This window comes from Acinetobacter sp. TG2027 (genome assembly GCF_000302435.1).
Taxonomy (GTDB): domain Bacteria; phylum Pseudomonadota; class Gammaproteobacteria; order Pseudomonadales; family Moraxellaceae; genus Acinetobacter; species Acinetobacter pittii.
The window spans coordinates 162443-177397 of record NZ_AMJN01000005.1 but is presented as its reverse complement, the minus strand read 5'-3'; the positions used below and the strand labels follow the sequence as shown (position 1 = coordinate 177397).

The 14955-nt window shown below is 40.6% G+C and carries 8 protein-coding genes; 5 read left to right on the top strand and 3 right to left on the bottom strand.

Going from position 1 to position 14955, the window contains the following annotated elements; genetic code table 11:
• Window positions 1-9: 9 nt before the first annotated feature.
• Window positions 10-717, bottom strand: coding sequence for a hypothetical protein (locus tag B806_RS0102665; RefSeq protein ID WP_017385382.1), 708 nt, complete (start codon window positions 715-717; stop codon window positions 10-12).
• A 209-nt stretch (window positions 718-926) separates the two neighbouring features.
• Here B806_RS0102665 and B806_RS0102660 point away from each other — a divergent pair, with 209 nt between their 5' ends.
• Window positions 927-2345, top strand: a complete 1419-nt coding sequence (locus B806_RS0102660; RefSeq protein ID WP_017402585.1) for a polyphosphate--AMP phosphotransferase — start codon at window positions 927-929, stop codon at window positions 2343-2345.
• A 22-nt stretch (window positions 2346-2367) separates the two neighbouring features.
• Here B806_RS0102660 and B806_RS0102655 read toward each other — a convergent pair whose 3' ends face one another.
• Window positions 2368-2874: a hypothetical protein gene (locus B806_RS0102655; RefSeq protein ID WP_016142355.1), complete on the bottom strand. Its 507-nt coding sequence runs from the start codon at window positions 2872-2874 to the stop codon at window positions 2368-2370.
• Window positions 2875-3042: 168 nt separating this feature from the next.
• On the opposite strand from B806_RS0102655, the gene B806_RS0102650 reads away from it, so the two are divergent.
• The 3 genes from B806_RS0102650 to recD all read left to right on the top strand — a co-directional run bounded on the left by B806_RS0102650 (window position 3043) and on the right by recD (window position 12240).
• Window positions 3043-6678, top strand: coding sequence for an exodeoxyribonuclease V subunit gamma (locus tag B806_RS0102650; protein ID WP_017402584.1), 3636 nt, complete (start codon window positions 3043-3045; stop codon window positions 6676-6678).
• Between the two features lie 3 nt (window positions 6679-6681).
• Complete coding sequence (locus tag B806_RS0102645; RefSeq protein ID WP_017402583.1) at window positions 6682-10380, top strand: UvrD-helicase domain-containing protein; 3699 nt, start codon at window positions 6682-6684, stop codon at window positions 10378-10380.
• A 108-nt stretch (window positions 10381-10488) separates the two neighbouring features.
• The gene (gene recD / locus B806_RS0102640; RefSeq protein ID WP_017385386.1) at window positions 10489-12240 is read left to right on the top strand and encodes an exodeoxyribonuclease V subunit alpha; all 1752 of its coding nucleotides are present in this window, start codon (window positions 10489-10491) and stop codon (window positions 12238-12240) included.
• A gap of 702 nt (window positions 12241-12942) precedes the next feature.
• Here recD and B806_RS0102635 read toward each other — a convergent pair.
• Window positions 12943-14241 carry an EstA family serine hydrolase gene (locus B806_RS0102635; protein WP_017402582.1) on the bottom strand — a complete coding sequence of 433 codons (1299 nt, stop codon included), beginning with the start codon at window positions 14239-14241 and terminating at the stop codon, window positions 12943-12945.
• Window positions 14242-14451: 210 nt separating this feature from the next.
• Between B806_RS0102635 and rpsO the strand changes: the two genes are divergently transcribed.
• Window positions 14452-14721 carry a 30S ribosomal protein S15 gene (gene rpsO / locus B806_RS0102630; RefSeq protein ID WP_002114951.1) on the top strand — a complete coding sequence of 90 codons (270 nt, stop codon included), beginning with the start codon at window positions 14452-14454 and terminating at the stop codon, window positions 14719-14721.
• Window positions 14722-14955 lie beyond the last annotated feature (234 nt).

Here is a 14955-nt window from a genome sequence, read left to right as displayed (position 1 = left end):
CCGACCTTATCACACTCTAAACGGATTCGGATGCCCTGAATGTACATTTTCAATAATCTGGCGTTCTTTTTCAGTAAAAGTCTTGATAAAGGTCTCGGCCGATTTTAACGGTTTCATCGCACTAAAACCATCTTGAATGAAATCATACATCAATTCGAAGTGATATTTTTGGGCAATACCTTTACACATTTTAAAAGCAGTAAACATCATAAATGAACGCATGTATTTATCGAGTGCTGCACCTAAATCGTCAAGAAGAGCAAGTTGCTGGTAACGAGTTTCGGCCTGATCAAGCTTGATTAAGGTTAAACGCATAATTTCATCAGTGAGTACTGTATCTGCCGGATAGTCCTCAAGAAGTTGCATTGCTACTTGCTCATCAAGTTGGGTTGCAAGTACAGCCAAACTTACCGATTTAGTACCCGTTTTAATTGCATTTTCAGGTAAGACTTTTTCTGCTTTATGCGCATATTTCAATAGGCGTTCAATTTGAGCTGCAAGAGCATCAAACTCTGGGCCACCATATAAACGATTTAAAAAGTACTCTGACATGAGCTTGTGTGTTGGCAGATTAAAAAAGTCATGATGCGTATCTTTCATCCGCTCTTTTAGCCATGTTTGTACATCTTGCAAACGCTGGGCAAGCACTGGATTATCGTGATAATTAAACGTTTTATATTGTTGTAAAAGATCATCAAAAGCAGCGAGTTTAGACATTTAAGGCTCTAATATTGGGCTATTTGCAAAAAATCATAAAAGGCATTGTAACCTTGTACTATGGCGAGTAGATGTAAAAAAAATGATTCATGCGTCAATTTTTAAACAGAATTTTTTCGCAATGACATAATTTGTATAGCAATTCATCATTTAACCGCATAAGTTAAAGATCATCGAAATTAAACAATAAAAGATTAGAGCCGTGGACTATGAGTGAACAACAACCAAAATTTGAGATTCGTGATGAAGAACAGCTTTCAGTCGATTTGATTGAAGCACAATACGCGTTAAAAGAAAGTCGGGGCAAACCCAACGCTAAAAGCACACTCATTTTAATGAGCGGTATTGAATTGGCTGGAAAAGGTGAGGCTGTTAAGCAACTCCGTGAATGGCTAGATCCACGATATTTACGAGTCAAAGCAGACGCGCCACGTGTGCTGACAGATACAGAAGCATTTTGGCAATCTTACTCGGAGTTTATTCCGACTGAAGGACAAATTGTGGTGATGTTCGGCAATTGGTATAGCGATTTGCTCGTCACCGCAACGCATGTTTCCGAGCCTTTAGATGATTCACGTTTTGATGAATACGTTGAAAATATGCGGGCATTTGAGCAAGATTTAAAAAATAACTATGTCGATGTAGTTAAAGTCTGGTTCGATCTATCATGGAAATCGCTGCAAAAACGTTTAGATAAAATAGATCCATCTGAACAACATTGGCATAAGCTCCACGGCCTAGACTGGCGTAATAAAAAACAATATGACACTTTGCAAAAGTTACGCCGTCGTTTTACCGATGATTGGTACATTATTGATGGCGAAGATGAAAAGCAACGTGATCAATTTTTTGCTCAATACCTTTTACATCACATGCGTCAACTTCCAGAGCATGAAACTGAAGTTAAAGGAAAATGGCAACAAGCTAAAATTCCAGAGAGTTTATTAAAACCTTCTAATGAACCACTTGAAAAAGCTGAATATAAAAAAGAGCTCGATAAACTGAGTAAAAAAATTGCCGATGCCATGCGTTTTGATAAACGCAATGTCGTGATTGCTTTTGAAGGTATGGATGCTGCTGGTAAAGGCGGGGCCATTAAGCGAATTGTTAAAAACTTAGACCCACGAGAATACGATATTCATTGTATTAGTGCACCTGAACGCTTTGAAGCTCGACATCCTTACTTATGGCGTTTTTGGAACCGCATTAATGAAGCTGAAAAAATCACGATTTTTGATCGGACATGGTATGGACGTGTACTCGTTGAACGTGTCGAAGGTTTTGCTTCACCTTTAGAATGGCAGCGTGCCTATGATGAAATAAACCGCTTTGAAAAAGATTTATTTGATAGTCAAACGATTGTAGTAAAAATTTGGCTAGCGATTAGTAAAGATGAGCAAGAGCAGCGTTTTAAGGCCAGAGAAGAAACACCGCATAAACGTTTTAAAATCACAGCAGAAGATTGGCGTAATCGTGATAAGTGGGACGATTATTTAAAAGCAGCAGCCGATATGTTTGAGCGAACCAGTACTGAATATGCACCGTGGTATATCGTCGCAACTGATGATAAATATACGGCACGTCTGGAAGTATTGAAGGCCATTTTAAAACAGCTGAGAGCAGACTAAGCTCTCAGCTACAAGGCAAACATTAATTTACAATAGTGCCACGGCTTTTTTGCTGAATACGTTTTGCAAGGTTATAACTGTCATTCAGATGAGTTTCTGCTATTTTTTTCATCATGAAATAGCCTAAACTTGCTGCTACAATTTGTCCGCCTAGCGGTATAAATTTAGTCACCTGTTTTGTTACGATTTTGCCTAAAAAGCCGTTAAATGTTTTTTTAACGGTAGTACGTGCGACTACAAAACCTGAAAATTCAAAACCGCGTTTACGTAACTCATCCCAATGAATAGTTTTAGTTTTTGGGTCGTAAACGCTCACGTGCTCAGGTGCTAAACCGAAACGGGAATTGATATCTGGAATCAGGTGCGACAAAATTCCCAAATCTACCGCCACGTCAAAAAAAGGAATCGGTACAATTGCCGCTCCGGCTGAGACGTAAGCTCTTTTTTTGATGAGATCATGGCACTCATCGCGAATTTGTTCCAGATTTAGGCTAGGATCAATATAGTCAGGAATCTTGTCAATTTTCATAATGTCTACCTGTATAAGTTCTTGATGGCGTCATTCAAACCAAGTGTAAGTGACACCTTAAGTTAAATTATGCTGTGTTTAAACCAACGTGACATAGTCAGATTCAGTTGTATAGTAATGAATGTTTATGATTTTGTGCATAAATTATGCAAGCAGGAAATGAAATAAATGGGGATCCATGTTATTCAAAGTCAACGTATTGATGTGTTGTTGCAAGGTGTATTGGCGTCTACATCTCAAGCTTCAACGCATCCATTACAGGTTTTGAAAACCCAACATTTTATTGTTCCAAGTCCTGCGGTCGAGCAGTGGCTGATACAAAAACTTGCAGAACAACAAGGCATGAGTGCCAATTACCAGTTTCACCAACGGGTACGAGGTTTCCAATGGTATGCCTATCAGCAAGTTTTAACTGCGCATAAAGAACAGGTCCGTAAAGCGAACATCCCGCGTTTGATTTTTAAATGGCGGGTGCATCAGGCTTTGCACGAATTTATTCAACCTGACACGATGAGCATAGACACATCGCATCCTTTACATTCTATTGTTCAGCGTATTTATGACAGTGCAGATCGACTCGAACAAGGCATAGATAAACAATTAAAAAAACAAAAAATGCTGTATTGGGTCGCTGAGCAGGTTGCCGATCTATTTAGCAACTATATGATTTATCGTGGACAGTGCCAGCGTGGTTGTGAAAATAGTTGTACCTGTCCGGAAAACTGGTTGTCTGCTTGGGGACAGGGGCGAGCACTCGATATTGAAAAATATATTGTGCAGAAAGATGAAGAAGTGACTGCTTTTGCATTACATCAAACTGAGGAGCTAGAGCGTTGGCAGCGTTGGTTGTGGCAGCAACATTTTCATGATGATTTTGTGCAAATGCAGCAAATTGACGCGTTGTTTTGGCAAGAGTTAGATCATCCAGACCGTGGTAAGCGTGCTATTTCAAGATTACCTAATCAAGTGGTGATCTTTACGTTATTAGATTTGCCGCCAAGTCAGTTACAGTTCTTGCGCCGTTTAGGCCAATATATTGATGTCTTGATTTTGCACTATAACCCTTCACAAGAATATTGGGCCGATAGTGTCGATCCACTCTGGAAACAGCGTTATGACTTAGGGGTAAAAGAGCGTTTTATTGCGAAAAATCCAAAGGCTACTGATGCTGAAATTAGCGATTTCTTTAATAAATTCACACTCAACTTTAATGCTGAAGCGCGTGAGTCTAGACATCCGCTTTTAACCAGATTGGGTAAACAAGCCCGCGACCACTTTTCTTTATTATCGAATTTATCTACGGGTGAAGAAGGTAAGTGGATTGATGCTTTTGTGGATGATTTTCCTGAAAGTTTACTTGGTAAAGTTCAGTCAGATATTTTGCATTTGGTAGAACCGCAAGCTAAGCAATATGAACTCGCTCCAGACGATGACTCTATTCAGATTCATGTTTGTCATTCAACTTTACGTCAGCTTGAAGTACTAAAAGAGCAATTGATTGGCTGGTTGGCTAAACCGCATGAACAGCCGCGCCGCCCAAACGATATTTTAGTTTTAGTGCCTAATTTGGCTGATATAGAGCCTTTAATTCGAAGTGTATTTCCCGCTACTGCCACTGAGCAAGGTGTACATTTGCCAGTGAAAATTGCAGGTGTTGCATCACTTGATGCACTTAATGCTTGGCGTGCCGTAATTGGGCGTATTCAACTGATGCAGGGCCGTTTTAGCTTTGATGATTTTGCTGACTGGTTAAGTTTGCATGCGACCCAGCAACGTTACGAACTTGAGTATGTTCAGGTCGAGCGGATTTTAAATTTGCTTGCCGATACGGGTTTTAAACGAGGGCTTGATGCAGAGCATCTCAAGCGCAGTTTGTGTGACGGTGATGATGATTATCGATATAGCTTTAAATTTGCCTTAGAGCGATTGGCTCTTGGCATTGCCGTGCCTGTACATGCGACGTTTAATCAGGTGTTGAGTTATGCCAAAGTTCAACCGGGCGATTTTGAGCTTATTGGTACGATCATTCAGATTTATCAAGATTTAAATGAACGCCGTGACTGGCTCATTATGCATGAGCAGAAGAAAAGTCATACGGTGGAATACTGGTTGCAAACACTCTCGCAAGATATTATCGAGTTTGAGCAGGCCGGTGTGACTGCTTTAAAAACTGCGCGGGAAATTGTAAAAAAACAAGAGCGTATGTTAACGCTCGCAAGCTACTATGCCGAGACAGAAACAGGCACCTTACGTAAAATCACCTTGCCTTTGCCTTATATTCTGGATGAGATTCAGCGAACTTTAGAAAATCAAACGGCTCAAGCTGAACCGACTGGACAGATTACCTTTGCCCAGATTGGACAAATTCGTCCGTTGTCTTATCGTTTAATTGTGATGTTGAACCTTGATGCAGGGCAGTTTCCAAATCGAGACACCCATGTGCCATTTGATTTGATGGATGCCTTACGTCAACAATTAGGTGATCGTTCCCGTCTTGAGGATGACCAAGGCGCTTTCTTAGATGCCCTACTTTTAGCTCAAGAAAACTTATGGCTGTTTTATAACGGCTTTGATGTCAATGACGGTGAGGTGAGAGATCCTTCTAGTATTCTTCAAGAGTTCCGTGAGCATCTTGCACTTATTGTAAAGCCAGAACCAAATGCACCCGATCGAGAAGTGATTGAAGGTATTGAAATCCCGACTCAATTAAAACAGCTCTATCACTTACATTATTTACAGCCGTTTGACCCGAAAGGTTTTATGGCTGAGAACCGCTATATTCGTTATCAAGATCACTGGTTTAACGTGGCGATGCAAATTCAGCAAGCTTCCGGTGTTCTTAAGCCTTGGGCAAATATATCTTATCCTTTAGAAATACCTGACATGTTGGTTTTAGACAGCCATCAGTGGATACAGGATGTGACTTTCCCCGCACGTTTATATTTAAAAACTTTAGGCGTAGAAAACTTAGGAAATGTAAGCGTATTAGATCAGAATGAACCTTTGCTTTTAGATGGTTTGGGCCGTTATACCATTCGACATTTTTTACAGCAAAACGAACAGCAGGCACAGCCTGAAGTTCTACTTGATCAGTTGCCTGTAGGCAAAGTTCAATACAGTGCATGGCAACAGGGCATTTTTGAACAGGCATGTTTGCTTGAGCGCCTTCATCATTATGCGCCAGCTGTGACACAAACGACTCAGCGTGTGTGGCGAATTGCCAAACAGCTACATATGAATATTACGGTGCCAAAATCTGAAACTCAGGATTGGGTCAGTATGGAAGCATCAAGTGCTCGGGCAAAAAGACGTGCAAAAGTCTGGTTAGAGTACCTGCTTTGGTTGGTCTATTTAAATGAAGGAAGTGCAGGAACTGAAAGACGCCGTATTGTGGTTTTTAGTGACCAAACTGTCATCTGTAAAGGTATTAGTTCGGAGCAAGCTCGGCAGTATTTACAACCGTGGTTTAAAATCTGGCGTTATGCTCAACAGCAGCCACTCGTGTTACCAGCAGCTTTATTATTAAAGCCACTTGAAAAAGCTAAGGCATATCAGTGGGAAACAACAAATCCGACAGAAAAAATAAAACTGGATGAGAAGAGCTATGCAGAGCTGTTAAAATACTGGAATGAAACGGGGACATTTACCTCTATCGATATGACACAAAATGAAGCGTGCAAGTTACATCAAGACTGGCGTTTAATTTTGCAAGAACAAGATGCACAAGCATTACTTCAACATGCTTGTGATGAGTTTGCTTATGACCTGTATCATCCGGTTTTTCAATTTCAACATTCGGAGTAAGACATGAACTCAAGAGTACAGGTGTCTTATCAACCTATTATTGATATTGAATTTAGTGGACTGCATTTAATTGAAGCTTCGGCGGGTACTGGAAAAACCTATACACTGTCGAGTTTAATGGTCCGTATTTTTCTTGAGAAATATTTACCGGGCCAAGTCATTGCGACCACCTTTACCCGTGCGGCTGCGGCTGAGTTAAAAAGCCGAATTCGTACACGTTTGGTCGAAACCTACCGTTACTTAGATGCCAAGCGGAGCTTGACTGAAAAAGAGATTCTTTTGCAGGCCGAGCAAGAATCTGACTTATTACTCCAACATGTTCTCAAGCATTTTGCGACACGTATTGCCTATGCCTGTGAGCGTTTAAAGCTCGTCATCGATCAGCTAGATGAGCTGTTTGTCGGAACACTTGATAGCTTTAGCCAAAAGCTATTACGTGAGTTTGCCTTTGAAAGTGGCAAAATTGAACGTGCTCAAATTACCGATGACGCTAAAACCTATAGCCGACAACTGATTCATGATGTTTTACGTGAATGGATACAGTCTCAGCCTCAAACGGTGATTGATGCGTTGTATCTGGCAGGTGAGTTAAAAAGTGTCGACAGTTTTGTCAAACTGGTCGAAGACTCACTGAATTTTAGTTCGGCTCACTTTAAACTTCCCGAAAAGCCTACCATTCAGTTTGAACAGCTTGCTCAGCTCAAACAGCTGGCAGCAGAAATTGATATCAGTCTTCTAGAACCGTATTACTCGCTTGATGGCGAGCACTATAAACATGTAAGCGGCACAATATTCCGTAATGGGGCATTTAATAAGTTATTTAGTGAATGTTTGCCACAGTTATTACAAGTTTTAAAGCAAAGCGACAGTATTTTAGTTTTTGATGGGTCTTTGGCAGTACAACGGGAACTTGTTTTTAAGTTTTTAGGCCAACTTGCCGATCAGAAAGTTTTCAAGAAATGTCCTGCCGAAATTTCGGATGGATTTTATCAGCATCCTTGTATTCAGCAGATTCAGCAGTTATTTGGTGTGCTGAAAAACTATGCTGAACAGTTCGATCAGCTTCATATTTATTTAAAAGCCTATTTGTGTGTAGAGGTTAAAAAACGTTTACCACAGGTTTTACAAAACAAGGGCGAGACGACTTTTTCTCAGCAAATTCGCACTTTGTCAGAAGCTTTAAAGGGCGAGCAGGGGCAACGTTTCGCCGTATTTGTGCAGGCTCGATACCCCTTAATTTTGGTTGATGAGTTTCAAGACACCAACCAAGACCAAGATGACATGCTTGCCAGCATTTGGCGTCATCCAGAACGTTACCAAAAAGGTTGCATGATTATGGTGGGTGACCGTAAGCAGGCAATTTACGGTTTCCGTGGTGGGGATATGCTCACCTTCTTGAATGCCTACAAAGATATTCAGGCAAAGCATGGTCGCGAATATAAGTTAATTCATAACCACCGTTCAGTCGCTGACTTGGTTGAAGTGGTTGATGCGTTATTTCAAAGGCAAATCGACTTTGGTGAACAGGTTCAATATGACCCAATTCGGGCAGGGACTCGACCTCATCCGGTTTTAATCGATCAAAACCAGCCTAATCCGCATCCTTTACGTTGGCTCATGCTAAAAGACAAGGAAATGGAAGCACAGCAAGTCGCGTGGAAAATACGTGATTTACTCAATCAGTCACATGCTGGACAACTTTATTTTCAAAAAGATGCTCAGACTCAAACCTTAAATGAAGATGATATTGCGGTCTTGTCCCGTAATCATGATGGTCTTGATAAAGTTCAATTTGAATTAGAACGTTTAGGAATACGAGTTAATCGGCCATCAAAACGAAGTGTTTTTGATTGCACAATTGCTCAGGATGTTGGGGCCTTACTCACTGCGATTCTTCATCCTTACGATGAGGCCAAAGTGAAACGAGCTTTGATTGGCCGTTTATTTGCTATGGACCTTAAACAGCTGTTGCAATTCGAGCAAACGGCCGAAGGTTTAAGCCAGTTTATGACGGGTTTTGATGCTATTCGGGAATTGTGGTCAGCTCAGGGCTTTTTAGTGGCATGGCAGCAATGTTTAAACCAATTTGGCATTTGGAAAAATCTGGTTGCTGTCCAGAGTAAAGATAATGAGCGGGTTGTGGTGAACTTGCGTCATTTGACCGAAATTTTGAGCCAACATAGCGAGAAATATCAGGGCGCGCAAAATCTCTATCACTGGTATCTCAAGCAATTACAATCACCGCTTGATCGTGAATGGGAGTTAGAGCGTAGATTGTCGAGTGAAGCTGGCGTACAGCTCATGACCATTCACCAGTCAAAAGGTCTTGAGTTTAAAATTGTCTTTTTGCTCGGGGCCGACAAGCCATTTCGGGAAAATAACAAAACACTTAACTTCTCGACCCAAGATATAACGGTTTCGGAGTCGGCTCAAACTCTAACACAACGTGTTGTTGCGATTGCCGATAAAACGTATTTAAACGAAACCGAGCTGAAGCAGCATGAAGAACGGACTTTGGCGGAACAAAACCGTCTATGGTACGTTGCTTTAACTCGGGCAAGTCATCGTGTTTATGCGCTCTTACAAGATACGGATGGCAAGTCTGTTTCAGGTTTGGCATTTTGGAAAAACAGAGCTGAACCATTCCAGCACCGTTGTTGTACCGATGAAATAATTTTGGAGCAACCACCTGCTGCAAGACATTTAAATCAACACATCAATATTATTGAGATACAGGCGCAGCATTTTCCTGATCAGCGCTTTTATTCAAGAGGCAAAACCAGTTTTAGTTATCTAGCACAGCATTTAAGACATAAAGTAGGTACAGATTTACTCGCGAGTCAGAGCCATGAAGCTGTTTTAGCCGAAGATGAGCTCGATCAGGTTATTTCTGTTGAGGCGCCCGCAGCACAGCCAATTAGCTGGATCAAAAGCAATTTTCCAAGAGGGACGCTCGCAGGTAATTTCTTACATGAAATTTTTGAGCATATTGATTTTCAATGTTCAGATGAGTGGGTAAGTGAAATACGCCGTCGTTTTAAAAATGACTACAGTAGTTTGTGGCAAGATTTATTAATCAAATACCAAGAAAGCTTTCCCGAAGAACAAGAAGCAGAATATTCGCTTTATCACGCTGTAGCCGAATGGTTGCAAGAGATTTTAAGCACGCCGTTATATCAAGGTTTTCGTTTAAATCAGTTACAACCAGAATACTATTTATCAGAGTGTCCTTTTTATTTGGCCCTGTCAGATCGTGTACTAGCCATGAAACGTATTCAGCAGTTGTTTGCTGAATATGGTATGGAAATGCCAGAGTTATTAGAGGCTCGTTCTGCACGCTATTTAAATGGTTCGATAGACTTGGTTTATTTTGATGGACAGCGTTATCACATTGCTGACTATAAGAGTAACTACTTGGGTGAAAACCTTGCTGATTACAGTGTAGAAAGTATTGCACAAAGTATGTCTTTAGCCAGCTATTGGCTACAAGCAGGCCTGTATTTGGTTGCATTACATCGTTATTTAAAAGTCAAAATGCAGAATTATGATATTGAACAACACTTAGGTGGGGCGACTTATCTTTACTTGCGCGGTATGAATGGCGAAGCTGAGCAGGGTTATTATTATTGGCAGCCAAGTACAGAATTTGTTCTACGACTCGATGCTATTTTAGGGTACTTTGCTGAGGATAAAATTGCATAAAAAATGCTGATAAATGATCTAATTTTAGAATTAACAAATACTTGGGGTGTGGATAAGCCTGTCTATAACCATGTGGACAAGCGTGTGGAAAACTAGGTGGATAAGTGTGTGGACAATCTAAATAGCCCTGAACAAAGCGATTTAAGCTGGTTAATGACTTGGAGTACCTTTCTAAATCAAGCCCCGTTTACTGCACAGACACAAGCTCCAGAGGCAGCTTATTTTTTGCAGCAGCTAATTGAAGCGAGCTTGCAGGGTGACAGTTGTATTGAGATTAGCCCAGAGCAAATAGAAACACTTGGCCAACTGGTGATATCTGCTGAACAAGCAAAGTCTCAAGTTGCCCCTTGTGTCCACGACGGGCAGGGGTTGGCATTATACCGATATTGGAACCTAGAGCAACGTCTAGCTGAACAAATTCGCCGATTAAAGCAACAACCAATTCAACCTGTTTCATGTGAAGAGCATTTAGACTTATTAACTGATCCTCATCAGCGAGCTGCTTTGCAAATGGTGACTCGGCAGAGCTTAAGTATTATTACAGGTGGGCCGGGTACAGGTAAGACCTATACGCTTGCTCGTATTATTGCTGTGCTTAGTCAGGCAATTCCGCATATCCGTGTGGCGATGGCTGCTCCGACGGGTAAAGCTGCACAGCGTATGCAAGAAGCCTTACAAAACTCGTTTAATGATCCCAAACTGCTTGAGTCGGGGCTAATGAGTGATGAGCTAAGAAACCAAAGTACCCAAACTATCCATCGATTATTAGGTATGGGGCATAGTCAAACTCCACGCTTTAATCAAAAACAGCCTTTGCCTTATGACGTTATTGTGGTGGATGAAGCCTCTATGCTGGACTTAAATCTGGCAACGTTATTATTTGAAGCGGTCCCTGAGTCTTGCCGAATTATTTTATTAGGTGATGCCAACCAGCTTGCTTCTGTCGATGTCGGCGCGGTTCTTGCAGATTTGCAGCAAATACAGGCATTGGCTGATAACCGGGTACAATTACAAACCAGTCGTCGTTTTGCTGAAGGGGCATTGATTGGACAAGTGGCCAAATTTATTCAGGCACAAACCTATCAACAGGAACATGCAGCTGTTTTGCAGCAGTTTGAAATTGATATTGTTGAGGTTTCAGAATTAAAGCCTATAGTTTTACAAAGTGACATGCCAGATGTGGTTCAGCTTGAGTATTTACCAGAAGGGAATCACGCAGAAGTCGAAATTTATTATCAGAAGCTCATGCTAGGTTTCCAAGAATATGTAAAAAGCCTAAAAAAATATTTAAAAGAAGAACGCTCGATTGAACAGGTCCAAAACGTTGTAAAAGCATTTGATGACTACCGGATTTTAACCGCAGTTCGTCATGGTCCGTTTGGATTGCAGCAGTTAAACCAATATGCGCAGCGTTGGTTGCAACAGCAACTTTCAATAGTGACAGCAGGGGGATGGTATGTCGGTCGTCCTGTAATGATGACTTATAACGATTATCAGCTCGGTATTTCAAATGGCGATATTGGTTTGTGTTTTGAGCACAGAACTCAGCCACAGCAGTTTGAAGTATATTTTCCAAGTTTGAACAAATGGGTTGCTGCAAATCGATTACCTAAAAGTATTCAGAGCGCATTTGCCTTAACAATTCATAAATCGCAAGGGTCTGAATTTACACACACTGCTGTCGTTTTAGATCAGGCTGCCAAGAACTTATTAAGCCAAGAACTTATTTACACTGCGATTACAAGAGCTAAGAAAGTAGTCAGTCTTTTAGTGCATCAAGAGGCTTTATTACAAGCATTTACAGTTCGTACTATACGAAAAAGCGGTTTAGTTCAAAAAGTTAATCGATTAGTTCGTTAAGACAAACTTAATATTTTCACCCTTGTAAGAAAAAGCTTACATAGATTCGAGATATTTGCTGCTAGAGTACACCCCGTGTTTTTGAGATTATAAACGCACAACGAGCTTGGCACGGAATGTCGGGCAAAATCGCACAATAATAATAACTTAAGTCGAGAGACTGCGAACTTACAATGAAGTAGGTGTATAAAGAGGAAACTTACAGCCGCTAAGCCTTGTAGTTTTGGGAGAGACTACAGGGCTTTTTTATATTCTACTTTTCACCATGTTTCAAAAAGCATTACAACATTTCGTTTTTAGCACTATCTTCACTCTGTTTTTTGTCTAAAGATTTAAATCAATAATATCAATATATTTATCTATAATATGATTTCAAAACAGGCATTTTTCCTGTGAATTGTTAAGTTATATGTTATACAGAACTGTACGTTAAAGGTTAAAAATGGCTATTTACCAAATATTATACAGACCTGTACGTTTTCACTTACATGATGATAAGAAAAATACTACTTTTCTTCATAATTGGATATGTCACAATACATCACATAAGGAAATAGAAACAAAAACATCGGAAGTGAGTTAAAACAACAAGAAGGATGTGACTAGCATCTCACCAACGACAATAAAAACAGCAATAACACGATAAACAAAAACTACAGCGCAAAAAACCCAAGCAGAAATGCTTGGGTTTTTTATTTGTTTCTACACTAAGTCAGTTTCATGAGAATCACTACCAAATAACGAACGGCGTTGATCTCTCGGTATACGTGGACATTGGGTTGAGATTTGATAGAGCACTTTAGCTAAAGCAGGTAGGTGAGTACCCACTACAGATTTACCAGTTGTTAATAAGGAAACACTGATATCTCTTTCAGGGTCGGCCCAACATAAAATGTTAGAGAATCCTAAATGACCAAATGCTTGTCCTGTCATTGGGCCAAAAAGACCTACAGGATTGCTACCTAACATTGGTCCTAAAGCATAGCGCATTGGAATCAGCAAAGTACGGTCAATGTTAACGCCTGTGGTTGGCAGTGTTGCTCTGAAAATTGTTTTCTCACTAAAGATTTGCTGACCGCCGTAGCTTCCTCCACTTAAAAGCATTTCAAAGAAGCGGCCAGCTTGTTCTGCACTGGTATAGATGTTTCCAGCTGGGCAAATGGTGTCCATAAAACGACTATCGTTAGTTACATCAACTGCAAGTTGTAAACCGCCACCTAATACATGATTCAGATAGTGATCGGTACCAAGGCGTGGGTGCAGACCTGTTGCACAGTTTAAGGCGACTTCTGAACGGTATTCTGGTTTTAAGCCATAATTGAAATAAGGCATCCCCATTGGTTTTTCGATAGTTTGATGTACAAACTCACGTAAATCCTGCCCAGTCACCCGTTCAATAACTTCTCCTAAAATATAACCTGCCGTAACAGCATGATAGGCAAGGTGATTACCAGCAGGAGACACAGGTCGGGCAGCATATAAACGTTTTAAAATTTCGTCTTTATCAAATAATAAATCTGGTGTGACATCGCCATCAATATAAGGAATGCCACCACGATGTGCTAATAAATGAAAGATCGTTGCACGACGCTTACCATTTACCCCATATTCAGGAACATAATAGCTCACGGGATCAAGCAAGTTGATTTCGCCTTTTTCATCTAATAGATGAATCAACATGGCTGTAATCATCTTTGATGCTGAAAATAGGCAAACAGGTGTGTCAGGTGTTGCAATCAGGGCATTTTCTTGAAGGCCTGCTGGAGAGTTCCCTTGAGCATATCCAATGCTTCGATTGAGTAAAATTTTACCTTGTCTGCGTAAACAAAAGGTAATGAGTGGATAGTTTTCGGTTTTATATAGTCCTTCTATACTTTTCCAGATTTTTTGAATCTGGTGATCACTCATTCCACCTTGTTCAGCAGCAACTTCATCTTTTTGTCGAATGACTTGCTCAATATTGTCCGGTACTGGACAAGTGTTGGTTGAAAAAATTTTCACACGTCCCTCGCGCTTCTTTCTTTTTATTCGAGGCTAGTGTGCAGGGTTAAGGTCTTCATGTCAGTGTCTAAAATGACAAGTTACTGAAAACTATTTTGCAATCCACCTATAGATACCTTAAAATAGGCGACTTGCTGTAGTGATGCACGGCAGTCAGTTGCCTCAACTGATTCATATCGTTTACTTTTTTAAGCATCTCGGAGAAATCGAATGGCTTTAACTAATGCAGACCGCGCAGAGATCATTGCTAAATTTGCTCGCGCTGAAAATGACACTGGTTCACCAGAAGTACAAGTAGCTTTATTGACTGCTCAAATCAATGATTTACAAGGTCACTTCAAAGCTCACAAACACGACCACCACAGCCGTCGTGGTTTGATCCGTATGGTTAACCAACGTCGTAAATTGCTCGACTACTTAAATGGTAAAGACCACGGTCGTTACACTGCTTTGATCGGTGCTTTAGGTTTACGTCGTTAATTCGATTTTTACTTTGTTTTCGCTATTTCGCATGTCGCAATGCTTTATCGCTGAAAAGAGAGTTTCACTTAATGTTAGGTTAAGTGATTTTTAGAAGGGGCGCTTGTGCGCTCCTTCTTTGCGTTTAACTTATTTTAAATAATTGATCTAGTGTGATGGCTTCTAAGCTTTGTCATTTATCTACCAATCGGTGTAGTCTGAATGCCAAACCTTAGGGGTCTCACTAGAATAAAA

What these genes read in the sequence shown, in the direction of transcription:
- B806_RS0102665 (WP_017385382.1), bottom strand. Translation starts at nt 717, where the DNA reads ATGTCTAAACTCGCTGCTTTTGATGATCTTTTACAACAATATAAAACG.
- B806_RS0102660 (WP_017402585.1), top strand. Translation starts at nt 927, where the DNA reads ATGAGTGAACAACAACCAAAATTTGAGATTCGTGATGAAGAACAGCTT.
- B806_RS0102655 (WP_016142355.1), bottom strand. Translation starts at nt 2,874, where the DNA reads ATGAAAATTGACAAGATTCCTGACTATATTGATCCTAGCCTAAATCTG.
- B806_RS0102650 (WP_017402584.1), top strand. Translation starts at nt 3,043, where the DNA reads ATGGGGATCCATGTTATTCAAAGTCAACGTATTGATGTGTTGTTGCAA.
- B806_RS0102645 (WP_017402583.1), top strand. Translation starts at nt 6,682, where the DNA reads ATGAACTCAAGAGTACAGGTGTCTTATCAACCTATTATTGATATTGAA.
- rpsO (WP_002114951.1), top strand. Translation starts at nt 14,452, where the DNA reads ATGGCTTTAACTAATGCAGACCGCGCAGAGATCATTGCTAAATTTGCT.